Below are 23762 nucleotides of genomic sequence, written 5' to 3'. Positions count from 1 at the left end.
GTCTATTTTAGCTGGTTATCAAGCACTTTAACCGAATCGGTATACTGGAGATAAAGGCGGTCTTTCTCAATACGTACATTTTTAACCAATGAATCATTATATGAAATGCACTTTTCATTGAAAGTTTTCGCATCATACGAGCAGAAATTCTTGTTCTTAAAGAAATAGAGAATGCCGTTACTAACCTGAAATGCTGCAAGATTTTTTATGCTTATGATTTTGTTGAAGGTTCCATACATATCGAAAACATAAACGCCATTGTTTGGACAATTCAGATATAAATAGCTATTATGCTCAATCATGAAATTAGGTTTAATATCCGTTTCAAGAATCTGTTTAAGATTTCCGGTCTTGGCGATTACTTCCGAGTTTTCATTGAATCTTAGTAGTTCGTTGTTTTGTTTGTTGTAAATCCAGAAACTGTTATTAAATGAAGTACACGCTAAATCTGTTTGTTCGTAACCTAGATTTTCAAGTGAGATGGCATCACCATTTTGTGAAAGCTGACTGTCTAAGAAAATGAGTTGTTGGAAATCTTTATAGTATAAAAGTATTTTAAGTGAGTTAGTGGCATCAACGGAGGTGATATTGCCATAGCGTTTACTGCTAAATTTTAAAAATAATTTACCGGCATTATTAAATTTGGAAATTTCTTCTCCGTTAATCAAGTAGGTGTTGTTAAAATTATCTGTTGTAAAATAATTAAACGATTGCTTAATGGTAAATAGTTCTTTATCCGACTGAAGTGTGAATCCAAGTCCGATAACAGCAAAAAATACGACTATGTAATTTTTTATTTTCAAGAAGCAGAATTTAAAATACTTTCTAATATAGTTCGGTTATTGCTCAATCGCGGAACTTTAAACTGTCCGCCCAGTTTGTTATTTAATTTTAACCAATTGTAAAATGTTCCCTTTGGCATTTGTTTTACAACCGGAAATTTAAGAACGTAATCATTATACCGTTTCGCCTCGTAATCAGAATTCAGTTGTTTTAAACTGTTGTCAAGCACATGTACAAAGTAATCAAAATTATTAGGTTCTTTTTCGAATTCTATTAACCATTCATGAGCTCCATTGCTTTCATTCATAAATACAGGCGCCACAGTGTATTCACTAATTTGCGCGTGTGTTTTTTCGCATGCCATCGCTAATGCCTGATCGGTATTATGTATCATTAACTCTTCTCCAAACGTATTTATGTAATGTTTAGTACGTCCGGAGATAATAAATCTGTAAGGGTCAGTATTTGTAAAGCGGATGGTATCACCTAATTGGTATCGCCACAGTCCGGCATTGGTGCTAATTACCACTGCATAATTAATACCTGTACTTACCTCGGATAAGGAGTAAGTGCGGGGATTGTTTTCATTTAAATCATCTACCGGAATAAATTCATAGAAAATACCATAATCAAGCATCAAAAGCATTTCATCGCTTTTTAATTGATCCTGAATTCCGAAAAATCCTTCTGAAGCAGAATAAAGCTGAATGTAATTTGTTTTATCGTTATCAAATAATTGTTTGAACTGATCTTTATAAGGCGTAAAGCTTACACCGCCATGAAAATATACTTCCAGATTTGGCCACACCTCTCTGATGGTTCTCGCGTTTCTAAGTTCCATCACTTTTTTAAGAAGCACCAACATCCAACTCGGTACACCGGCCAAGCTTGTTACATTCTCATGCGCCATACTCTCGGCAATTTTAGTAAGCTTACTTTCCCACTCATCCATTAAAGCAATATTAACGTCGGGGGCTCTAAAAAATTCGGCCCACATTGGAAGATTTTGAATAATAATGGCGCTTACATCACCATGAAATGAATTGTGTCCGTCAAAATCGTCTGTTTTAAAACTGCCGCCAAGCGCTAAATTCTTTCCGGTGAATAATTGAGTTTCGGAATTGTTGATGCAGTGCAAGGTTACCATATCGCGGCCTCCATTGTAATGACAGCCATCAAGAGATTCTACACTTACAGGTATAAATTTACTTTTATCGGTGGTACCGCTACTTTTTGCAAACCATTTAATTTCGCTGGGCCATAACAGATTTTGTTCGCCTCGTCGAGTTCGTTCTATTAAAGGCTTCAGGCTTTCATAATCCTGCAGGGGAATTTCTCTTTTAAATTGCTCGTAATTTTTGATGCCTGAAAAATTGTAACGTTTTCCAAATTCAGTTCCTTGTGCTTCCTTCACCAATTGATGCATCCACTCGTTTTGTACATCATGCGGATATTTAATGAAGAGCTCAATTTGATGCATGCGCTTCTTCATGAGCCAAGATGCTATGGAATTGAGTATTGACATTTACACCTTGCTTTTTCGGATATTAAAATAAGCTTCTATTTCCTGAAGACTGAGAGCATTAAAGCAATTTTCTTTGGTGAGCATGCCTTTTCTCGCAACGTTTACACCATATTTCATGTCAGCATAACCTTCTTTTTGGTGCGCATCAGGATTGATGGAAATTTTTACACCTTTCTCGAGGCAATAAGGTATCCATCGCCAATCAATATCCAAACGGTAAGGATGCGCGTTGAGCTCTATGATGACACCATTGGCAGCGCAAGCATCAATTATTTTTTTATGATCGATGGGATAACCATTTCGGGCTAATAATAATCTTCCTGTTGGATGTCCTAGTATGGTGGTGAAAGGATTTTCAATGGCTTTAATCAAACGCTGATTAGCTTTCTCTTCATTCATTTTCAAGTTAGAGTGTACAGAAGCAACTATAAAATCAAAAGATGATAAGACATCTTTTTCATAATCTAAATTTCCGTCATTTAAAATATCACTTTCAATACCTTTGAAAATTTTAAAGGGCGCCAATGCTTTATTTAGTTTTTCAATTTCCTTATGTTGTTTTTCTATAACATCCGGTTTTAATCCGTTCGCATAAAAAGCCGATTGCGAGTGATCACAAATGCCGAGATATTCATAGCCTAACTCTTTGCAGTAAACAGCCATTTCTTCCAGCGAATGCATACCATCACTGTAAGTGCTATGATTATGTAAAATGCCTTTTAAATCTTTATCTGTTATTAATGTAGGAATTGCATTTTTTTTAGCGGCATCAATAATCTGCGGTAAATTTTCTCTCAATTCCGGTTCGAGATAACTTAGTCCGAGCGATTGATAGATTTCCTTTTCATCTGTAAGATTTGAATTGGTGTAAGAAATAATCTCTAAATGCTCTTTGCTTGCTGTTGTTTCAAACAATGTTTTCTCATAGTCGTTTTCACTTGTTGCAATAAACTCAACAGGTACAGGACTTAACTTCGTAGCGTCGTCCTGATAATTTAAGTTAGCAGAGGTATGAATAAAAACTAATTTATCTATTACCTCGCATTTTCTTCTGTAATCACCCGAAACAGTAATGCGACAACCGTTATTGTTTTTATTCAGTAGTTCTAAAATTTGTTCCACATATGACTCTATGGCTGCGTAATGAAATTTATTCGCGTTCTTAAGAGTGAATTCAATGTTTTGTTTAATCGACTCCTGCGTTTTTGCTCCAAACCCTTTTAAATCAACCAAACGATTTTCATTACATGCATAAAGTAATTCGCCTATACTTTCAATGCCTAATTCTTGCCAAAGTTGTCTTACCTTTTTTGGCCCCAGTCCTTTTATTCCCATTACTTCAATAACGCCATCCGGAGTTTTCTCGCGAAGCTCTTCAAGTTCTTGCGTGGTACCGTTATTAAGTATTTCGTGTATTTTGGCAGCAATACCTTTTCCAATGCCTTCAATTTGCTCAAGTTCTTCTAAGCTCTTGCCCTCTAAATTAATTCTCGTCTTAGATAATTTGTAGGCAGCATTGCTCACCGCTTTTACTTTAAATGGATTTGTTTCATGCAACTCCATTAGTTTAGCAGTTAGTTCTAGAATATCTGCAATATCACCGGTGTTCATTTTAAAAGATGTTGTGCAAGGATGAGATCGATAGGATAAGTAATTTTTATATTTTCTACGTTGCCTTCCGTTAAAGTTATAGTATTGCCTGCCGTTTCAAAAACGGAAGCATCATCAGTAAAACTTTCACTATAGTTTTGCTCAAAGGCTTTTTTGATGAGCTCTACTTTAAAGCATTGAGGTGTTTGTATGATTTTATAATCACTACGTAATACTGATTTATTCTGTTTACCGTTTACTTCTCTTAAGCTGTCGTTAACCGGAACGCAGGGTGTAGCGTTACCTTGCGCTTGTACAGCTTTGAAACAACGTGAAATGGTGTCATTACTTACCATGGGTCTGGCAGCATCATGAATCGCTACAATGCCGGTATTGGGTACAAGTGCCAATGCATTTTTTACTGAATGAAAACGTGTTTCACCACCAACTGTAATTTCCACTTTTTGATTTGGAAGAAATTTATGTAGAACTAATTTAAGATGCGCTTCATAATCTTTGTGAACCGCTATATATATATGAATAGATGCGTTGTACTGTAAGAATTTCCGGAGTGTATGTACGATAATGGGTGTGCCGTTAATTTCAATAAACTGTTTAGGCAATTCATTTTTAATTCTACTCCCGGTTCCTCCAGCTACAATTATTAAATGTTTTGGTGTATTCATTTCCCTATAAATTTAACGATATAAAAACAAAAAACCCCAACCAAATGGTCGGGGTTTCTTTAAAATAACATAAAATTATTTCTTCTTCATTTTATCCGGAGGAATCAAATAGGTTGTTTCCAGATTAATGTAGTTCATAATATTCTCAGGTAAGTTTCTTACGTTTAATTGCTCTAAGCGGAAGTTTTCATCATAGAAAATAGGCATGAAAGGCGCATCTTCTAACATCATTTTTTCAGCCTTCGCTAATAAAGCAAAACGTTCTTTGTTATCAGAAATTTTTCCGGCAGCAAGGAATAATGAATCAAAACGAGGGTTTACATAACGTGTATAGTTAATGTATGATTTCTCACCCATTGATTTCGGAACGTGACCACCGTAGAATAAGGTTAAGAAAGTTTCAGGATCCGGATAATCAGCAATCCAGCCGGCACGGAAGAAGTCAACCTTTGCAGTATGGATGTTATCTAAATGTTCAGCGAATGGAACTGTGTTGATTTCCACATCTACATTTAAATGCTCTTTCAACATTTTCTGAACTACTTCTGCCACTAAAATATTTCTGTCACCACCACCACTGTTAATTTCTAAAGTGATTTTCGGGAAGCCTTTACCATCAGGGTATCCGGCTTTCTTCATGTATTCTTTTGCTAATTCAGGATCGTATTTATAACCACCAACTGTTTTATAATCGTAACCTTCTTTTTCAAAAGTTTCAGTGTAAGGAACGATTCCATACTCAGCAGCATTACCTTCACCTTGAATGGTAAAGTCTGCAATTTTCTGACGATCGATAGCGTGATTAAATGCTAAACGCACTTCTTTTTTAGAGAAATGTGGACTTTGTATATTAAATCCTAAATAGTTTGTGTTTAAAGCCGGAGAGCTTAAAATGTTGAAATCACTCTTGCGTTCTTTAGCGCTTGCTAAATCACCCATTAATTCATGGAACATTTCAACCGGTATACGATATACCATGTCTAAGTTACCGCGTTTGAATTCAAGAATTTCAGACTTCTTCTCACGGATGAAAGTCCATTTAATACCATCTAAATAAGGTAATTTATTTCCATGCTCATCAACACCCCAATAGTTAGGGTTTTTCTTCATGATAATAACTTCACCTTCTTTAATTGTTTCAATAGCAAATGGTCCGGTACCAACTGTTTTAGTACGCATTTCAGCACCATATTTTGCATGTGCTTCCTGCGCGTATAAATAACAGCCAGGCATTGCTAAAATATTTAAGAAGCCCGGAATTGGATGTGTAAGCTTAATTGTTAATGTAGAGTCGTTCACTACTTTCACACCGCTTACATTTCCTTTTTTGCTGGTTTTAGAAGCTTCAAAACTTGCGTTAGCGCCCTCTACTTTATCTTTGAATGTAACGTCAAACTGACTGTTTGCCGGATCAGCAGAACACAATTGATCAAAACAATATTTGAAATCAGATGCTTTTACATCACGACCTTTTCCTTCAGCAAAGCAAGCGTCATCTTGAAATTTAACGCCACTACGCAAATGGAAAGTGTATTCTAAATTATCAGCACTCAATTCCCACTTGTAAGCGATGCCAGGAAGTAAAGTCATATCGTTTTGGTTGTATTTAACCAAACCCTCATATACCTGAGCAGCCAAGTGATAACTTACCTGATCGTTAATAGCTATTGGATATAAGCTCTTAAAGCTTTCCACTTCATTTAATCGGGCAATTCCACCTAAGAAAATACCACCTTTTGCTTCGGCTGATGTGCCTTGGCCTTTGTTATCACCGCCACCACATGAGCTTAGTAAGCCAAGGGTTAAAGCAGGAATAATAATCGCACCTAAAATTTTATTCATAAATACAGAGCTAAATAAATAATCTAATACCTCACAAAATTAACCTTTTCGGTATAAAAAACTAATTTTTTAAGTAAAAAATAAAGGGGGATTTTTACTAGTGGTTTTATAGTAGTATTAAAAGTCGATTTCGAGTAAAACCGGACAGTGGTCGCTGTGCATTGCTTCGGGAAGAATGATGGAACGTTTTAGATTTTTTTCCAAATTCTTTGTAACCATATTATAATCAATCCGCCAGCCTAAATTCTTAGCTCTTGCATTGGCTCTGTAACTCCACCAACTATATTGATGAGGAGACTGATTGAAGTATCTAAAACTGTCAATAAATCCTGAATTAATAAACTGTTCCATCCATTCTCTCTCCTCAGGTAAAAACCCCGAGGTATTGGCATTAGAAACCGGATTATGAATATCAATTGCTTTATGGCAAATATTGTAATCGCCTGATAATATGAGTTTTGGGCGTTTTTTTTGGAGATTGTTAACGTAATCCTGAAAATCGGCCAACCACTTCATCTTAAATGCTTGGCGCTCATCGCCGCTACTTCCGCTTGGGTGATAAGCACTTACAACCGAAATATCTCCATAATCGGCCCGGATAAACCGCCCTTCATCATCGTATTCTTTAATACCGCATCCATACTCCACTTTATCGGGCTCAATTTTGGAAAATATGGCAACACCGCTATAGCCTTTTTTTTGAGCCGGATACCAATAATGATGATAACCCAACTCTTCAAATTCAAAAACACCAACTTGTTCGGGATTAGCTTTTATTTCCTGAACGCATAAAATATCAGGTTTGGCTGCTCTCATCCAATCTATCAAGCCTTTTCCCATGGCGGCCCGTATTCCGTTTACGTTGTAAGTAATAATTCTTGGCATAATTGAAATTTATGATTTCGCCTCTAAATTTAGCACAATTTTAAGCAGTGTTGAGCGTTTTTTACAAATACCTTCCCTATAAACTGAGCAGGTTATTTTCTATATTTAAAAACGTTTAAGGCTGTGCGATTCAGAAAGATTCTGCTCATATTAATTTTTGTTCCATTTGTTGGTGAAGTTTATTCTCAAACCAACAATGCCTTAAAAAGTAAAATTTTCAATTTGGTTTCCGACACACTGGTTATTGATTCGTTGAGTTTGGTTCCGGGAAGTCTGCAAATTGAAAACGACAGTCTTTATAAATACTCGATTGATTACAAACTTCACGCGCTAATTTTTAAAAAGGATTCTTTACGACCAGCTTCAATTAAGTTGAGCTATAAAACTTTTCCTTACAATTTTGAAAAAAAGTATTTTCATAAAAACGCCGACGAATTTGTGTTTACCGATTTGTCGCGTCCGCAAAATCCATACACTATTACGTTTAACGAACCCGTTAATACCAATGATTTATTTTTAAACGACGGCTTAAATAAAAACGGAAGTATCAGTCGAGGTATCACCTTTGGAAATAATCAAGATGTTGTCGTTAATTCAAATCTCAACCTTCAAGTAAGCGGAAAACTAACGCCTGAAATTGATATGGTAATGGCGGCTACCGATAATAATATTCCTTTTCAGGCCGACGGAACTACCGCTCAATTACAAGAGTTTGATAAAGTATTTATTCAACTCTCCAATGAAAACACGAAGCTGATTGTTGGCGATTATCAACTTTCAAAACCTGCAAATAGCTATTTCATGAATTATTATAAGCGTGCACAAGGCGCTTATATTGCGAATGCCTATAAGGATAGTGTTGGAAAAAAACCAATCACGTTTAAAACGCAATTGGCTGGCGCTGTTTCAAAAGGTAAATTTGCACGCAATGTAATTTTCGGAACAGAAAACAATCAAGGTCCGTATAGATTAACCGGTGCCAATAATGAGCCATTCATTATTGTCTTATCAGGTACCGAAAAAATTTACATTGACGGAAAGCTGATGCAGCGCGGACAAGAAAACGATTATATTATTGATTATAATACGGCAGAGTTAACCTTTACTGCAAAACAAATTATTACAAAAGATAAGCGCATTGTAGCCGAGTTTCAGTATGCCGAAAGAAATTACGGTCGCTCTTTATTTTTCTTTGGTGAAGAAATTGAAGCCGGAAAATTAAAGGTGTTTGCGAATATTTACAGTGAGCAGGACAATAAGAACAGATCCCTTCAACAAACATTAACGCAAGATCAAAAGTCGGTGATGTTTGATATTGGTGATACTTTAACCAAAGCGTTTTATTCGGGGGCAGAGCTTGCTACCTTTAATAATTCAGAAGTTTTTTATTGGAAAAAGGACACAACAATCGGAATGATAACATATCCGGGAATTTTTGTTTACTCTACAAATCCGGATAGCGCCAAATACCGTGTTAGGTTTTCGAATGTAGGTGCAGGCAATGGAAATTATATTCAGGTTTCTTCGTCCGCGAATGGAAAAGTATACAAATGGTTAGAACCTGTTGGCGGCGTACCGCAAGGAAATTTTGAGCCAATAATTCCTTTGGTTACGCCAAAGCAAAATCAAATGTTAACTGCGGGTTTCGATTATAAATTTAATTCAAATCACAGTTTACAAATGGAAGGTGTTTATACGCGTAATGATATTAATACATTTAGTCCGTACGATACTTATAACGATGAAGGTTATGGTTATAAATTGAAGAGTTTAAACAAAACCGTTTTAAAGCGGGATACCGGTGATAAAATTGCGGCGAAGGCAATTTATAATTTCAATTATGAATATGTTCAGAAAAACTTCAATCAAGTCGAACGCTTTCGCTCTATAGAATTTCAGCGCGATTGGAACCGCCCTTTGGTAGATGTAATTAATACCGATCAACACATTGCTACAGCTGAAATAGGAGTAGAGAAAATGAATTCATATAGATTGGTTTATGGTTTTAACTCCTTTTTGGAAGGAAATTATTTTTCAGGTTACAAGCAGCAATTAAACGGCCGGTTTACCAAAAGGAGATTTTATTCTGATTATAACGGTTCTTACCTAACTACAGCTAATTCACCGGTTAATACTGAGTTTTATCGACATAAAACAACTATTTCTCAGGGTATCGGTAAATTTAAATTAACCGTAACCGACGAATTCGAAAACAATTTATTTAAGTCTGCTTTTACGAATACCCTTATGCCGCGTACGTATCAATTTTGGGATTGGGAAGCAAGTATAAGTAATGCGGATTCCTCCCGTAATAACATAAAATTGTTTTATCGTGAACGCAGAGATATGCAAGCGTATAATAATGTTTTAAAAGACAGTACATACGCACAAAATGTTGGCGCGCAGTTAGGAATTTATTCTATAAAAAATCATCCCATTACTTTTTACTTTACTTACCGTGAGCTGCACTTAAAAAATGTAATCAGCACTGCATTAAAACCTGATAATTCATTATTAACGCGTGTAGAGTATAGTCCGCGGTTAATGAAAGGATTTATTACTTCAACTTTGTTTTACGAAAGCGGTTACGGTTTAGAAAACAGAAAAGAGTTTTATTATTTGGAAGTTGCGCCGGGCCAGGGACAATATGCATGGAATGATTATAATAACAACAATATTAAAGAACTCAATGAATTTGAAATTGCATTGTATCCCGATCAGGCCAGATTCATTCGCATTTTCACACCCACCAATCAATATGTGAAAGTGCTGCACAATCAGATGAGCTTTTCATTTAATTTACGCCCATCTGTTTTAGTAAAGGAAAATACAGGCGCGTTCGGAAAATTTATGGGTCGTTTTTCTACACAATCAGTTTTCAGGGTTGACAATAAAACCTACGATAATGGACAATTTTTTAATTACGATTTCTATAGCAGTGATGTTAATGATACGGCTTTGTTGTCGGCAAATTATGCTTTACGTCAAAGTTTGTTTTTCAATCAAACCGCGACTGTATTCGGAATGGATTATACTTTTCTGAATAATAAAAATAAACAGCTTTTACTAAACGGATTCGATTCAAGGGATAATTTTTCCCATGAGTTAAGATGGCGTTTAAACTTTAAAAAGTCGTGGAGTATTTTAAGCAATAATTCAACAGGTATAAAATATTATGCCTCACAGTTCTTTTCATCTCGTAATTATAAAATCGAATATTACGATGCCGAACAAAAGTTAAACTATCAGCCAAGTACAGCGTTTAGGATTAGTTTAATATATAAGTATGCTCAAAAGCAAAACATCAATGAAGGAGGATTTCAGAAATCACAGATTAACGACTATGCGGTTGAGTTAAGATATAATGAATCGGAGAAAGGTAGTTTTAATTTAAGAGCCGACTTTTTAACGATTTTATATAACGATGTGGAAAGTTCTCCAATCGCATATGAAATGCTCAATGCTCTAAAGCCGGGGTATAATTATACCTGGAACTTAAATTACCAGCGCAATTTAACAGGCAACATACAAGTAAGTATTAATTATGAAGGAAGAAAAATGCCGAATTCAAAGATTGTGCATATTGGTGGCGCACAAGTAAGGGCTTTTTTCTAATCAATTTTAGTAAGGCTGAAGTGTCTGATTTTTTCTTTGTTATTGACGAAACCGCGCTCGGTTACTTCGATAAGTGTATCTCCTAATAAACGATACTCCATTATTGATGGAAAATCTCTGAATGGATTTTCAAAGACAAATTTATTGTCGGTATTGTTAGTTAAAACAAATTCGGTTTCCTTATTTTCATTTTGACCTTTTACATCGTAAAACATTGTTGTCTTTTTTGAATCCAGAAGCAAACGCATCTTCATTTGAAACAAAGTGTCAACATAATCCCTGGTTAAATAAAACCCTTTTCCAATATATTCAGTGCTGTCTTTCTTGCTCCATTCTTCGAAATAAAAACCGGTATCTCCATCGTTAAATAAATATTTTCCTTCAATCCAGGAGGTTATCTTATTTTGTGGTGTCAAATTCTTTATAATTTCCGATTCATTATTGCATCCTGCAAATAATAAAGCAAAAAAAGAAATTATTGCGAAGGTTCTCATATTATTACAAATATACTTAGAATAATTATTGGATAGTGCGTAAATTAGCAGTATTGAAAAGGATTATTGTCATATTTTTTTTCTTAATCTGTTTTGCCGACTTGTCGGCTCAACGCGATACTTTACCTTATAACCGGAAAGAAGAAATTGTCTATGACAGTAAACGCTATCGTAAATACAACAATTATTTAACTTTTGGTTTCGGAAAGGGTTTTTCGGATGTCAGGCGAATCGACCAAAGTTATATTAATGTTGATTTTCAGTTTCATCTTCAGCGCGAGTATTTTCAAGTAGGAGTGATTATGAGCGGCGATGATTTTTTAAGAAATAATAATTTACAAGGCCATCTCTGTTATGGCTATCGTATCGAAAGAGAAAAATACAATCTAGCCGGCTTTATTGGCCCTTCTTATTCCTATTTTGTGACCGGCACGACGGATACAGCCGGCGTTACCACCATTCAATCGCATAATGTGTTGGGTGGTTACATGTGCCTTTCTGCAGTTTATAAAATCAAGTATGATGTAGGATTGGGTATCGAATTATTCGGTGATATCTCGGCTGAGCAAAAGCAGGCCGGAGCCAGAGTGGTGTTCTTTTTTTCAGGTGCTTATCGCGGCATAAAAAGAGGTTTTAAAACCAAACCAAAGTAAAATTAAAACAGACTTTATAATCGTTGGACAAGGTTTGGCAGGTTCCGTTCTGTCATTACAACTTATTGAGAAAGGATTTAACGTTATTGTAATTGATGAGCCAAATGGGTCTTCTTGTTCCCGTGTTGCTGCGGGCATATGGAATCCTGTGGTGTTTAAGCGTCTTACAAAAAGCTGGATGGCCGATGAAATTCTTCCTGTCATGCTTGAATTTTACCAAGCCCAGGAGAAAAAATTTGGAGTTCAATTATTACATCACCGAAACATTATCAAATTATTCAGTGAATTGCAAGAAGTCAATCTTTGGTTTAAAAAAGCATCGGCTGATATGTCGAATTATTTAGATAAAGAAATTTCTCAAAATGGATTACCAAAAACTATTAAGTTGCTAGATGTTGGTTATGCAAAGGTGCTAAATGCCGGTAATTTGAATTTACCTTTATTTTTAAGTGCTGTCACAAAGCATTTACAATCGACGGGAATGTATCTTCCGGAGAAATTTGATTTTTCGGCGTTTTCTCCCTCGACCATGCAATACAAAAACATTGAAACAAAACATATCGTTTTTTGTGAGGGACATTTAATCAGTAAGAATCCTTTATTTAAATACATCCCAATGAAACCGGCTAAGGGAGAGGTTTTAACGCTGCAAATGGATGATTTAAAATTAGAGAGGGATATCCTCAATAAGAACGCATTCATCATGCCTTTGGAGAATAATTTATTTAAGGTGGGCGCTACCTACAATTGGAATGATTTATCTGATTCTCCTACTGAAGAGGGAAAACAGGAGTTGTTGAGTAAATTGAACCGAATCACGGAATTAGAAGGTGTTGTAATCCGTCATGAAGCCGGCGTTAGACCTTCCGTTATTGATCGTCGACCGGTTTTGGGCTCTCATCCGGCATTTAAAAGCGTGTATGTTTTTAACGGAATGGGCACGAAAGGCGTTATGCTGGCTCCTTTTTTCGCGAATCATTTGATAGAACACATAACACTGAATAAAAATCTGAATAAAGAGGTGGATATTGCCCGGTTTAATCAATTTTTTGTAAATTAAAGCCAGCTTTTACCATAGCGAATGGCGCTCAAAAAAAATAAAATTAGGTTGATTGGCCGACGAGAGTTTGTGGATTTTCCTCAACTTAAATTATTTTCAATTGAAGCAAAAATTGATACCGGCGCCTATACTTCAGCTATTCATTGCAAAGACATTCAACTTAAAACAGCGAATGGTAAGCAGGTTTTATGTTTTAAGTTATTAGATAACACACATCCCGAGTATTCGGAGCAAGTACACGAGTTTTCTGAATTTTACAGAAAGAAAATCAAAAACTCTTTCGGTGAAATGGAGGAACGTTACATTATTAAAACACGTGTGAAAATCGGAAAGAAAAATATTTTAACCACACTTTCCTTAAGCGATCGCGAAAACATGCGCTATCCTGTTTTAATAGGACGACGATTACTAAAAGGTAAGTTTATTGTAGATGTCAATAAAATACACATTAATGGACAACGAATTAAAAAATCATTAAACGATTATATTTGATTAACTCATTATGAAAATAGCTGTATTATCTCGAAATAAAAATCTGTATTCTACCAAACGTATTTTGGAAGCAGGTGAAAGGCGTGGCCATGAAATGTTATTGCTCGATCATATGAAATGCGTTCTGGTTATCGAACAGGGTCGTCCACATATTTATTATGGCGGAAAAGAAGTGACTGATATTAATGCGGTGATACCACGGATTGGTGCATCTGCTACTTTCTATGGTTCAGCCGTTGTTCGTCAGTTTGAAATGATGAAAATATTTACAGCTGTTGAGTCACAAGCCTTAGTTCGTTCACGTGATAAATTACGCAGCTTGCAAATTTTAGCACGAGCAGGCTTAGGAATTCCTAAAACAGCTTTTGCGTCTTCACCAAAGGATAAAGATATTGATAGCGTAATCGATGCAATTGGTGGCGCTCCTTGCGTAGTGAAATTATTGGAAGGTACTCAAGGCATTGGTGTGATTTTGGCGGAAAATCAAAAAGCAGCTAAATCAGTTATTGAAGCGTTTTTGAAATTAGAAGCGAACATGTTGGTGCAGGAATTTATTAAAGAAGCCGGCGGCGCCGATTTGCGTGTATTTATTGTAGACGGACAAGTTGTTGGTGCGATGAAGCGTCAGGCGCGTGAAGGTGAATTCAGAAGTAATTTGCATAGGGGAGGGACGGCGACCGTTATAAACCTGACACCGGAAGAAAGAGCAACTGCCATTAAAGCGGCAAAGAAATTAGGTTTGGGAATCGCCGGTGTGGATTTGTTACAAAGTTCACGTGGACCATTAGTCATGGAGGTGAATTCATCTCCGGGATTAGAGGGAATTGAAGGCGCTACCGGATTGGATATTGCCGGAAAAATAATTGAGTATGTTGAGCGTAACGAGTTTAATAAGCCCGGCGAATAGGTATGCAGGAAACCATTACCATAAACGGTCAGCAAGTATCGGCAGGAGAAAATAAAACAGTGGTGCTAAACTCTTACGAGTTGCACACCAAATCATATATTAAAATTCCTGTTCATGTTATTCGAAGCGTAAATCCGGGACCAACCATTATGTTTAGTGCGGGTATGCACGGTGAAGAAACCAATGGTGTTGAAATTATCCGCAGGTTAGTGAATCATGAAGAAGTGGTGAATTTAAAACGCGGAACCATCATCGCTATTCCTGTCATTAACATTGTTTCTTTTTTATATTCAACACGCGATTTACCCGATGGACGTGATTTGAATCGTTGTTTTCCCGGAAGTAAAAATGGTTCTTTAGGAAGCAGAATTGCTTACGATTTAATGAGGCATATTATTCCGCTTATTGATTTCGGTGTTGACTTTCATACAGGTGGAGCGAAGATCAGCAACTATCCTCAAATTCGTTGCGTATTCGATTTCCCTGAAAATTTATCCATAGCAGAAAAGTTTTCAGCTCCACTGATTATTGATAGCAAATACCGTGAAGGAACATTAAGAAAGGAAGCCGCTAAAAAGAATAAACCTATTCTTGTTTTTGAAGGTGGTGAAAGTATGCGCTTTGATTATTTATCCATCAACGAAGGGATTAATGGCTGTTTACGCTTAATGAAATCACATCAAATGATTTCAATGGAGATTCCCAATAATCCGCATGTAAAAGTAATTCGTGATTCATGGATTCGCGCTAAGGCGAGCGGTTTGTTTCATATGAATGCGAATAATGGTGCACATGTGCGCAAAGATGATTTATTGGGTGTGATATGTAATCCATTCGGTGAAATTGAACATAAAATCCTTTCACCTGTTGATGCCTATATAGTAGGAATAAATAACCAACCAATAGTGAATGAAGGAGATGCCCTCATTCATTTAGGGATGGAAGATTAATCATGAAACAAGCGGATGTAATAATTATTGGTGGTGGTCCGGCCGGAAGTGCCATGGCTTGTTACATAGCTAGATCCGGTGCTTCATGTATCGTATTTGAAAAAGAAAAATTTCCTCGCCCGCATGTAGGAGAATCGCTTGTACCCGCCAGTAATCGCGTGTTCAATGATCTTAATTTCTTTCCAAAAATGGAAGCGGCGGGATTTTTGAAAAAGTTTGGCGCTGCTTGGACAACCTATAACTCGGCAAATATTTACAATCATGATTTTGCAGAATTTAAGGGAAGTGATGTAGATATATTATTTAATGAGAGAAAGCAAAAAGATATACATGAGCCACACACCTATCATGTTGACCGTGGGCGTTTCGATCAATTATTGTTAGAACATGCTGCCGAAATGGGCGCATCAACTTTTCAGGAGGCGGATGTTTTTCATGTTGACTTTATTGATAAAAGAAATGTACATGTAAGCGTAAGAATGAAGGATGGGCAAGAAGAAAAATTTGGCTGTAAAATATTAGTAGACGCCAGCGGACGACACACCTTCATGGGAAACAAATTAAAAATTAAAGTAAAAGACCCTGTTTTTAATCAGTGCGCGGTACATACCTGGTTCAGCGGATTTAACCGTAATGCGTTTAAAGATCCTGACTTTATCTATATACATTTTATTCCTGTTTCCAATTCATGGATGTGGCAGATACCAATAACGGATGAAATTACCAGTGTGGGATTAGTAAGTCAAAAACAGAATTTTCCGAATACAAAGGAAGGACGTGAAAAGTTTTTTTGGGAGTGTGCAGAATTACGACCTGAGCTTTTGGCTGAGTTAAAGAAAGCAAAGCAGATACGGGATTTTACAGTTGAAGCAGATTACAGTTACGCGATGACTGAATTAGTGAAGGATAATTTGGTATTGATCGGTGATGCTGCACGTTTTGTGGATCCGATTTTTTCAAGTGGAGTAAGTATTGCCTTAAATAGCGCACGATTTGCATCCGTAGATATAATCAAAGCATTGCAAAACAATAATTACGAGAAAAGTTCTTTTGCAAATTATGAGAGTACCTTAAAACGCGGCGTAAATAATTGGTATCGGTTTATTCAAATGTATTACCGCTTAAATATTTTATTCACCTATTTCGTAGATACGCCCGAATACCGTTTAGATGTTTTGAAATTTTTGCAAGGCGATGTGTATGATGAAGAAAATCCCCCATTATTAAAAGCGATGGAAAAAATCATTTCCCAAGTCGAGGGAAATCCAAAGCATCCTTTACATGCCATGTTAGGAACATTAACTTCTAAGTCGTTTAATGTTTTTGGAGCAAAGTAAAATTATTTTCGCTCCTGGCACAGTTCAACCAAAACACCATTAGTACTTTTTGGATGTAAAAAGCAAATCAATTTATTATCCGCGCCTTCTTTTGGTTGCTGATGTATTAGTTCAAATCCTTCTTTTTTTAAGCGCTCCATTTCCGCATAAATGTCTTCAACTTCATAAGCTATATGATGGATGCCTTCACCTTTCTTCTCAATAAACTTTGCAATGGCACTATCCGGATCAGTCGCTTCCAATAGCTCAATCTTAGTTTCGCCTAACATAAAAAAACTGGTACTAACACCTTCGCTCTCTACTTTCTCAACTTTATAATGATCCTTACCAAAGAGTTTCGCAAATAAGTTATTTGAGTTCTCAAGGTTTTTAACGGCAATGCCAATATGTTCTACTTTCTTAAGCATGGTACAAATGTTGGTTATTTCAATTGGGTTTTACTTCGTGCTTTGAGCCTTATTTAGAGCGGTTTATGCCGTCAAAAAGCTCTATAATGTCCGCAAGTTAGTGATTTTTAGACATTTTAGGTAATTGTAAAAAATTGTTACCTTTACGCATCTAATTTAATTACGATGACAACATCACTTATTCTTGGATTTTTAGGCGGACTTGGTGCTCCGGAAATCATTATCATTTTGGTTATCATTTTATTAATGTTCGGTGGCAAAAAAATACCTGAGTTAATGAAAGGTTTAGGCCGCGGCGTTAAAGAATTTAAAGACGCTTCAAAAGGAGTTGACTCAGCTGAGTCGGATAAAAAATAATTTTTTGATTCAAATTAAAGCGTCACTCTTTTATACAGAGTGACGCTTTATTATTTAAAATACCGTGATTAATTATTCTCGGAAAAAAATAAGATGTACACTTTTACAAGCATAGCACAGCTAAAGGAAGATTTAAAAGCCGGAAAAACCAATTGTGTTGATTTGGTAAGCGGTTTATTGAAACATATTGCTTCAAAAAAGAATCTCAATATTTATTTGGAAGTATTTGAAGCGGATGCTTTAGAACAAGCGAAGAAGGTTGATGAAAAAATAAAATCGGGTAATGCCGGAAAGTTGGCGGGCGTTGTTGTTTCTTTAAAGGATAACATCTGTTATAAAAATCATAAGGTTTCTGCATCGTCAAAAATATTGGAAGGTTTCGAATCACTTTATTCTTCCACTGTGGTTGAGCGTTTAATCGCTGAAGATGCAATTATCATCGGTCGTACGAATTGCGATGAATTCGCGATGGGAAGTAGCAATGAAAACTCATCGAAGGGTAATGTATTAAATCCGCTAAACGAAAAGTATGTACCCGGTGGCTCTTCCGGAGGAGCTGCAGCTTCTGTTGCTGCAGGATTATGTCATGTGGCTTTAGGATCAGATACAGGAGGCTCTATTCGTCAGCCTGCTTCTTTTTGTGGCGTTGTTGGGTTTAAGCCAACATATGGCAGAGTTTCGAGATGGGGCTTAATAGCTTATGCCTCATCCTTTGATCAAATTGGTCCGATTACTAAAACAGTGGCCGATGCAGCGTTGGTAATGGAAGTTATTGCCGGTGCTGATGAGTTTGACAGTACAGCTTCACAAAAGCCGGTTCCATCTTATTCTAATGAAATAAAACCTTCAGGTAAAAAATATAAAATCGCTTATTTAAAGGATTGTTTAGAGGCTAACGGTCTGGACCCAGAGGTTAAGTCAGCAGTAAGTAAACAATTGGAGAATTTTAAAGCGGCCGGACATACAGTAGAGGCGGTTGATTTTCCATATTTAGATTATTTGGTGCCGGTTTATTATGTATTAACTACAGCTGAGGCTTCTTCTAATTTGTCGCGATTTGACGGTGTGCATTATGGTTACCGCAGTCAAAACGCAACGGATTTGGAGAGTACATATAAAAAATCACGCAGCGAAGGTTTTGGTAAAGAAGTAAAGCGACGTATTATGCTTGGAACATTTGTGTTAAGTGCAGGGTATTACGATGCTTATTACAGCAAAGGGCAAAAAGTAAGAAAGTTATTGCAAGAAAAGACTTTTGAGATTTTAAAGAATTACGATTTTATAGTTACTCCTTCTACACCGGGTACGGCATTTGAGTTTGGGAAGAATAGCGCAGATCCTATCAAGATGTATCTGGAAGATATTTTCACTGTGCAAGCAAATATTGCAGGTGTTCCTGCCATTTCTGTTCCGTGTGGCAATCACAGTAACGGATTACCGATGGGAATACAGATTATGGCGAATTATTTTGATGAAAGTAAACTCTTTGAATTTTCGTCAGGAATTAAATAAAAAAATCCCGCCATTAAGCGGGATTTTTTTTGTTTAAGCAATTCTCTATTTGTTTTTTTCTGCTGTTTTAGCCGGATCGAGTTCGAGGTTGATGTTGCCGCCTGATATCATTTCTATTTTTGATTCTTTAAACGTTTCGTTCCATTTTAATTTCCATGGTTCTTTTTGCATATCGCCTGAATTTGGTATTTCTCTGATATCAACAATAAAATCATCCGACTTACCGCGCTCTAATAAGGTTCCCTTATTGCGGTTATAATTCGCATTGTCTTGTTCTTTTGGAGTTACAGCAGAGATTTGTGTAGGAGCTAGAATTCCTATTCCGTCACCTTCGTATTGACAAACAAATTTAAAAAGAGATTTATCGGTTTTTAATTCGTGCTTTTTCAGTGTGCATTTGAAATTACCGGCTTTGAAATCATTTTTTGCAACCGGAATCACGAAATCTTCTGCTTTTAGAGCCGGCGAATTAGCCGCCACTTTATAAAGCGTTTTAATGGTGACTGAATAGTTGTCTACCTGGCATCCTTTACCTTTTACATCAATAACTTTACTGGCTTCGTCGTTAGGAACAATGATAAGTTGTTTATCGGTTCCTTGAATTTCTTTCCCGTCAATTTTGAAAGTAATATCCGTTGGTTTTAAGATGAGGTAGTCGTTTGTTTTATTAAATACTCTCACTTTAAATTTGCTCCATGCATCGATAGCGGTAGCATCCTCGATGTAAATTTTATAATCATCCGTTTCAAAAGAAGTTTCCTTGTAAATGTATTTGTAACCCGGATCAACATTCTTTTTTTTCTGCGCGAAAATTAAAGTTGAACAGATAATCAGTGAAAGACTAAAAAGTTTTTTCATAATATTATTTTACAATAAATTTAGTAAGAATGATTTATATAATCTGTATTTAAACAATTTTTAATAAAAAAACCCCGCTAAGCGGGGTTTTAAATAGATAATAGAAAAGATGTTATTTTGATTTAGCGGCTTTACCTAATTTTTTGCCTAAATCTTTACCTGCTTTAGCATAACACTCTTTAATACGAACAGCTACTTCGAAATCGAATCCGCCATATTGAGAACCCGGAATATTGTACATCATACCTTTTGATTTTACAACACTTGGATTAGCGGTTTCAACAATCATTACTTCGAAATCACAAGACGCCGGCATTTTAGAAATCCCGATATTCCAACCCGGCTCCATACGAACTGTATGAACAATTAAAGTGTATTTTGCACTTGTTTTGTTACGATCGCAAGCGATATCTCCAGATTCTTTATTGAATAATTCTTCAAATTTTGGTTCGTAGATACCTGCACGGTTTTCTACCCAGTCTTTTGCCCACTTATCACCTTTACCGGCTTCTTTTTTGTTATACTCTTCCGTTTTTTCTTTTACATATTCTGCCTCAGCTTTTTTACGACCCGCAGTCATGTTATCATAAGTGAATTTTAAAAGGAGTTCTTTTTCACCTTTTAGGTAAGATAAGTCTTTGCCTTCTGTCCATTTTTGAGCGCTTACGTTTAATGCCAAAATCATAATGGCTGCAACGAATAAATTTTTAAAGTTTTTCATGGTGATGTTTTTTTACAAATATAGATATATAATTGAATTTTAAACTATACCGTGTGGTGGGTATATTATTTATTTGTTCTCTGATCTTTCCAGATCCATCTTCATAGGTACCTTAATGACTTTTAACGAAATAGGGCTTGAAATTTTAAAAGTTTCATTCCATTTTATGGATATTCCGTCTGTTAATTCACCGGATCCTTTTAATCGCTTAAATTCAATTGTTATGTTTCCGGATTGTCCGTTTTCAAGCACTGTTACAGTGTTTTTGACTGTACACTTGTTTTCTTTTCCATCTGACATTATTGCTACGCATTTTATAGGGTCGAGTATAGCAATTTGATCTCCATTGTAAGTGCAAGTATATTTTGCAAATGATTTTTCTTCGTCCATTTTGTAATCAAAAAGTTTGCAATTAACACTTCCGGCGCTTAAGTCTGATTTCCGTTCCGGTGGCAACAAAGTATTGGAGATTAGATATACTTCTGATTCCATTGGTACTTTGTAAAAACCATTCAACGTCAGTTCAAATTCTTCACACTTCATATTGTTTTTCTCATCGATTACATCAATAACTTTATCATCTGCCCCATCCGGTTGTATAATCAGGGGTTTGCCATTTCCTGTGTACGTCTTTCCCTTAATATTGAAAAGGAGTTCGTTGGGCTTGATCAATAAAATATCCTTAGTTTTATTGAAAACTCTTAGTTTTATTTTTACGGCTTCAATCGTAGAAAATGAACGTACTATAAAGAGTTTATAGTCTTCATTCTCATAAGATACTTCCTGGTAATAAACTGTTTTGAAATCTGCTAAATTAATTTGAGAAAACAAACTGCATGAAGTAATAAGCACTATTAAGGATACCATTTTTTTCATAGCTGTATTAATTGTTTTTTATGGTAAGTATGTTTTTAATATCAGAGTCGATTTGAATTTTTAATTCTTCTTCGGTAACTTTTCTTGACTGCTCCAATGAAATACGATATACAGTGATTCCTTTCTCAACGTTAACAATATCCATACAATATTCAAACATTTTAATATCTCTTAGTACTTTAATCCCATTTACTAAAAAGATCACATTGTCGTATATTGTTTCATTGGCTGTTACTTGTACAACATAAGGCGTGCCGTATTTAGTTTCAATCACCCCTTCTGATTTTGTGGCAAATGTTCGCATTGATGATAATTTGTAGTGCATATCATTTTCACTGATTATATTGTTAATCAATGCCACGTGATTATACTTTTCGGTTTCACTTGTGTCAAAACGGGAATCGTTTATATGGAAAACTTGGACTTTTTCTTTTTCAAAAGCCTTGGTTAATTCGGTTTTAAAGTAAATAGCATTGTTATATGCATCGATAGGGAAACTTTCTACATCTTGAATCTTATACATTTCTTTTTCAAAATAAGGATCCAGCATTATAATTTTACTTATTTTTTTTATCTCCTCCTTATTATAGGCGGTGTATTTTTTATACTTGATATCAGGGTCTGGTATTTTCCCTAACCTTCCTTTTGAGATATATTTTAACCCAAATTCGTTTACCGAACTAGTGTCTTTAAAAAAGGAAATGAATTCTTTGTCATTCATATAGTGAATAAAGGCACTCTGCCGATAAATAGCATCAACAAACTTTCTGTTTTTACTGATAGAATCATTAACATATATGGTTCGCTGGTTGTATTCTGTTTCGTTTTTATGAAAGTCACGGTAATTCAAATTATGAACTTTGCTTAGAATATTAAACAATGTGTCTAAATTGGTTTTGAGTTGTTGTTCAGAAAAATTACTTTCTTTATATAGCTTATAATTTTGATTTATCGCCAACAGCAAAAAGTCTTCTCCATTCAGTCTTTCAAACATTTTTTTGGTTTGCGCAACGTGCCCCATTGTTGAGTCTCTGTTAGAGTTTGTTTTGTCATTATCTTTTAAGTTGATATAATCGAAAACACCGCCGTTTATATCACGATACGATTTATAGACAGCTATCTGATAAAACACTTCAGCAATAATATTTTTTAAAAAAATATTCTGAGGGTATTTTTTTAGCAGGCAATAACAATGATATACACATGTTTCTAATTCAAAATCCTTTATGTTGCATAAAATTGTTTCGAATCGACAAATATCCCGAACTCTGTAAAATTCATCCTTACTTACAATAAAATCCTTTCCTTCCGTGTTTATTTGCGAGGATATTTTTTCTTCAATAGCTTTCTTTCTTTTGTAAATGTTAGGGTGTGTGTCCCATGTGTCGTCATAGTTTGCATCTATGTTAACGGGTTTTACTTCTTGGTAGAAAATGGCGGGATTAATTTTTAGATATTGATTGTTAAAATAGTCAGTTTCAAAAGGTGTATTTTCGAATGAGTAATCACTGAGGAGCATTAAATCAAATTTTTCAGGAATTCCATTCGTATTGTATCCCGATTTTTTAAGAAGTTCGAAACCCTCCATGTCGGCCTCTGATTCCTGTGCTTTACTAAATTCACGTTCTTGTTTCCAAATAGTGTCATTATTCAATTTCCCACTCAATTGCTTTATGATTTCATTTCTTTTTCGATAACCTGAATACTGATGGCTTTTCAGATAATGAATAATTTCATGACTTAACGTCATTGCCAGCTGCGCTTCCGTGTTATAGCGTGCTATGTAGTCAAGACTTATATATATATGACCGTTGTCCCAGGCAAAGGCATTTGAAAGGTTTTCACGAAGTACGTAAAATTTCAGTTTGCTTTTTAATACGGGTTCGTTTTGCAATAAAACATCGGCAATTTTATTTATATAATCGTTTACTTCGGTATTGTATAAAACATTACCAGACTTTAATATCTCATCTTCACTAAAGGTAGTTAATGTATAAAAATCTTTATTTATCTTATGATTTTGAGCCTTTGGGTTGAGCGTATCTGTTAAGTTTTTTGCTTTTTCAAAAGCAATTAAGTTAAGTTCTTTAGGTAAGTTTCCTTTTGAAATTAGAGGAGTATAATTTTTTTCAAAATCTTTATTGTATTGTCCATTTAGTTTACCCAACAATACGCATAACAGAAAAATATAAAATACTTTACTCAATTTTAT

Annotated in this window: 21 protein-coding genes; 9 read left to right on the top strand and 12 right to left on the bottom strand. The window is 35.5% G+C overall.

What is annotated here, in order from left to right:
* Positions 1-2: 2 nt before the first annotated feature.
* The 6 genes from J0L69_00235 to xth all read right to left on the bottom strand — a co-directional run bounded on the left by J0L69_00235 (position 3) and on the right by xth (position 7311).
* Positions 3-803, bottom strand: a complete 801-nt coding sequence (locus J0L69_00235; protein ID MBN8691584.1) for a hypothetical protein — start codon at positions 801-803, stop codon at positions 3-5.
* Positions 800-2308, bottom strand: a complete 1509-nt coding sequence (locus tag J0L69_00230; GenBank protein ID MBN8691583.1) for a GH3 auxin-responsive promoter family protein — start codon at positions 2306-2308, stop codon at positions 800-802. Before J0L69_00230 ends, J0L69_00235 begins: the two co-directional genes overlap by 4 nt.
* Complete coding sequence (locus tag J0L69_00225; protein MBN8691582.1) at positions 2309-3919, bottom strand: DNA polymerase/3'-5' exonuclease PolX; 1611 nt, start codon at positions 3917-3919, stop codon at positions 2309-2311.
* Positions 3916-4584, bottom strand: a complete 669-nt coding sequence (locus tag J0L69_00220) for a 2-C-methyl-D-erythritol 4-phosphate cytidylyltransferase (GenBank protein ID MBN8691581.1) — start codon at positions 4582-4584, stop codon at positions 3916-3918. Before J0L69_00220 ends, J0L69_00225 begins: the two co-directional genes overlap by 4 nt.
* A gap of 75 nt (positions 4585-4659) precedes the next feature.
* Entirely contained in the window at positions 4660-6426 is a 1767-nt protein-coding gene (locus tag J0L69_00215; protein ID MBN8691580.1) for an ABC transporter substrate-binding protein, read from the bottom strand.
* 117 nt (positions 6427-6543) lie between these two features.
* The gene (gene xth, locus J0L69_00210) at positions 6544-7311 is read right to left on the bottom strand and encodes an exodeoxyribonuclease III (protein MBN8691579.1); all 768 of its coding nucleotides are present in this window, start codon (positions 7309-7311) and stop codon (positions 6544-6546) included.
* A gap of 123 nt (positions 7312-7434) precedes the next feature.
* Here xth and J0L69_00205 point away from each other — a divergent pair, with 123 nt between their 5' ends.
* On the top strand, positions 7435-10926 hold the full coding sequence (locus J0L69_00205) for a hypothetical protein (protein ID MBN8691578.1): 3492 nt from the start codon (positions 7435-7437) through the stop codon (positions 10924-10926).
* Here the strand turns inward: J0L69_00205 and J0L69_00200 are convergent.
* Positions 10923-11420, bottom strand: a complete 498-nt coding sequence (locus J0L69_00200; protein ID MBN8691577.1) for a hypothetical protein — start codon at positions 11418-11420, stop codon at positions 10923-10925. The genes J0L69_00205 and J0L69_00200 overlap by 4 nt on opposite strands.
* Before the next feature lie 53 nt (positions 11421-11473).
* On the opposite strand from J0L69_00200, the gene J0L69_00195 reads away from it, so the two are divergent.
* From J0L69_00195 to J0L69_00170, 6 genes are read left to right on the top strand one after another with little or no spacing between them, the layout of a single operon-like run.
* The gene (locus J0L69_00195; GenBank protein ID MBN8691576.1) at positions 11474-12073 is read left to right on the top strand and encodes a hypothetical protein; all 600 of its coding nucleotides are present in this window, start codon (positions 11474-11476) and stop codon (positions 12071-12073) included.
* A 34-nt stretch (positions 12074-12107) separates the two neighbouring features.
* Positions 12108-13133, top strand: coding sequence for an FAD-binding oxidoreductase (locus tag J0L69_00190; protein ID MBN8691575.1), 1026 nt, complete (start codon positions 12108-12110; stop codon positions 13131-13133).
* 21 nt (positions 13134-13154) lie between these two features.
* Positions 13155-13625 carry an ATP-dependent zinc protease gene (locus J0L69_00185; protein ID MBN8691574.1) on the top strand — a complete coding sequence of 157 codons (471 nt, stop codon included), beginning with the start codon at positions 13155-13157 and terminating at the stop codon, positions 13623-13625.
* 10 nt (positions 13626-13635) lie between these two features.
* Positions 13636-14532 (top strand): 30S ribosomal protein S6--L-glutamate ligase, encoded by an 897-nt coding sequence (rimK, locus tag J0L69_00180; GenBank protein ID MBN8691573.1) that lies wholly within the window; start codon positions 13636-13638, stop codon positions 14530-14532.
* A gap of 2 nt (positions 14533-14534) precedes the next feature.
* Positions 14535-15482: a succinylglutamate desuccinylase/aspartoacylase family protein gene (locus tag J0L69_00175; protein ID MBN8691572.1), complete on the top strand. Its 948-nt coding sequence runs from the start codon at positions 14535-14537 to the stop codon at positions 15480-15482.
* Between the two features lie 2 nt (positions 15483-15484).
* On the top strand, positions 15485-16819 hold the full coding sequence (locus tag J0L69_00170) for a tryptophan 7-halogenase (protein MBN8691571.1): 1335 nt from the start codon (positions 15485-15487) through the stop codon (positions 16817-16819).
* 2 nt (positions 16820-16821) lie between these two features.
* Here the strand turns inward: J0L69_00170 and mce are convergent, their stop codons facing one another.
* Positions 16822-17226, bottom strand: a complete 405-nt coding sequence (gene mce, locus J0L69_00165; GenBank protein ID MBN8691570.1) for a methylmalonyl-CoA epimerase — start codon at positions 17224-17226, stop codon at positions 16822-16824.
* Between the two features lie 165 nt (positions 17227-17391).
* On the opposite strand from mce, the gene tatA reads away from it, so the two are divergent.
* A complete protein-coding gene (tatA, locus tag J0L69_00160; GenBank protein MBN8691569.1) occupies positions 17392-17583 on the top strand; it encodes a twin-arginine translocase TatA/TatE family subunit in 192 nt (63 codons plus the stop codon).
* Positions 17584-17676: 93 nt separating this feature from the next.
* A complete protein-coding gene (gene gatA / locus J0L69_00155) occupies positions 17677-19095 on the top strand; it encodes an Asp-tRNA(Asn)/Glu-tRNA(Gln) amidotransferase subunit GatA (GenBank protein ID MBN8691568.1) in 1419 nt (472 codons plus the stop codon).
* 45 nt (positions 19096-19140) lie between these two features.
* Here gatA and J0L69_00150 read toward each other — a convergent pair whose 3' ends face one another.
* The 4 genes from J0L69_00150 to J0L69_00135 form a co-directional block, all read right to left on the bottom strand.
* Entirely contained in the window at positions 19141-19953 is an 813-nt protein-coding gene (locus J0L69_00150; GenBank protein ID MBN8691567.1) for a hypothetical protein, read from the bottom strand.
* Positions 19954-20065: 112 nt separating this feature from the next.
* On the bottom strand, positions 20066-20674 hold the full coding sequence (locus J0L69_00145) for a hypothetical protein (protein MBN8691566.1): 609 nt from the start codon (positions 20672-20674) through the stop codon (positions 20066-20068).
* Positions 20675-20743: 69 nt separating this feature from the next.
* Positions 20744-21550: a hypothetical protein gene (locus J0L69_00140; GenBank protein MBN8691565.1), complete on the bottom strand. Its 807-nt coding sequence runs from the start codon at positions 21548-21550 to the stop codon at positions 20744-20746.
* 7 nt (positions 21551-21557) lie between these two features.
* Positions 21558-23756 (bottom strand): M48 family metallopeptidase, encoded by a 2199-nt coding sequence (locus J0L69_00135; GenBank protein MBN8691564.1) that lies wholly within the window; start codon positions 23754-23756, stop codon positions 21558-21560.
* Between the last annotated feature and the right edge of the window lie 6 nt (positions 23757-23762).

It is taken from the genome of Bacteroidota bacterium (assembly GCA_017303905.1).
GTDB lineage: Bacteria > Bacteroidota > Bacteroidia > B-17B0 > Aurantibacillaceae > JAHEYG01.
The sequence above is the reverse complement of the archived record's forward strand: the minus strand, read 5'-3'. Positions and strand labels throughout refer to the sequence as shown.

What these genes read in the sequence shown, in the direction of transcription:
- J0L69_00230 (MBN8691583.1), bottom strand. Translation starts at nt 2,308, where the DNA reads ATGTCAATACTCAATTCCATAGCATCTTGGCTCATGAAGAAGCGCATG.
- J0L69_00225 (MBN8691582.1), bottom strand. Translation starts at nt 3,919, where the DNA reads ATGAACACCGGTGATATTGCAGATATTCTAGAACTAACTGCTAAACTA.
- J0L69_00220 (MBN8691581.1), bottom strand. Translation starts at nt 4,584, where the DNA reads ATGAATACACCAAAACATTTAATAATTGTAGCTGGAGGAACCGGGAGT.
- J0L69_00215 (MBN8691580.1), bottom strand. Translation starts at nt 6,426, where the DNA reads ATGAATAAAATTTTAGGTGCGATTATTATTCCTGCTTTAACCCTTGGC.
- xth (MBN8691579.1), bottom strand. Translation starts at nt 7,311, where the DNA reads ATGCCAAGAATTATTACTTACAACGTAAACGGAATACGGGCCGCCATG.
- J0L69_00200 (MBN8691577.1), bottom strand. Translation starts at nt 11,420, where the DNA reads ATGAGAACCTTCGCAATAATTTCTTTTTTTGCTTTATTATTTGCAGGA.
- J0L69_00185 (MBN8691574.1), top strand. Translation starts at nt 13,155, where the DNA reads ATGGCGCTCAAAAAAAATAAAATTAGGTTGATTGGCCGACGAGAGTTT.
- rimK (MBN8691573.1), top strand. Translation starts at nt 13,636, where the DNA reads ATGAAAATAGCTGTATTATCTCGAAATAAAAATCTGTATTCTACCAAA.
- J0L69_00175 (MBN8691572.1), top strand. Translation starts at nt 14,535, where the DNA reads ATGCAGGAAACCATTACCATAAACGGTCAGCAAGTATCGGCAGGAGAA.
- J0L69_00170 (MBN8691571.1), top strand. Translation starts at nt 15,485, where the DNA reads ATGAAACAAGCGGATGTAATAATTATTGGTGGTGGTCCGGCCGGAAGT.
- mce (MBN8691570.1), bottom strand. Translation starts at nt 17,226, where the DNA reads ATGCTTAAGAAAGTAGAACATATTGGCATTGCCGTTAAAAACCTTGAG.
- tatA (MBN8691569.1), top strand. Translation starts at nt 17,392, where the DNA reads ATGACAACATCACTTATTCTTGGATTTTTAGGCGGACTTGGTGCTCCG.
- gatA (MBN8691568.1), top strand. Translation starts at nt 17,677, where the DNA reads ATGTACACTTTTACAAGCATAGCACAGCTAAAGGAAGATTTAAAAGCC.
- J0L69_00150 (MBN8691567.1), bottom strand. Translation starts at nt 19,953, where the DNA reads ATGAAAAAACTTTTTAGTCTTTCACTGATTATCTGTTCAACTTTAATT.
- J0L69_00145 (MBN8691566.1), bottom strand. Translation starts at nt 20,674, where the DNA reads ATGAAAAACTTTAAAAATTTATTCGTTGCAGCCATTATGATTTTGGCA.
- J0L69_00140 (MBN8691565.1), bottom strand. Translation starts at nt 21,550, where the DNA reads ATGAAAAAAATGGTATCCTTAATAGTGCTTATTACTTCATGCAGTTTG.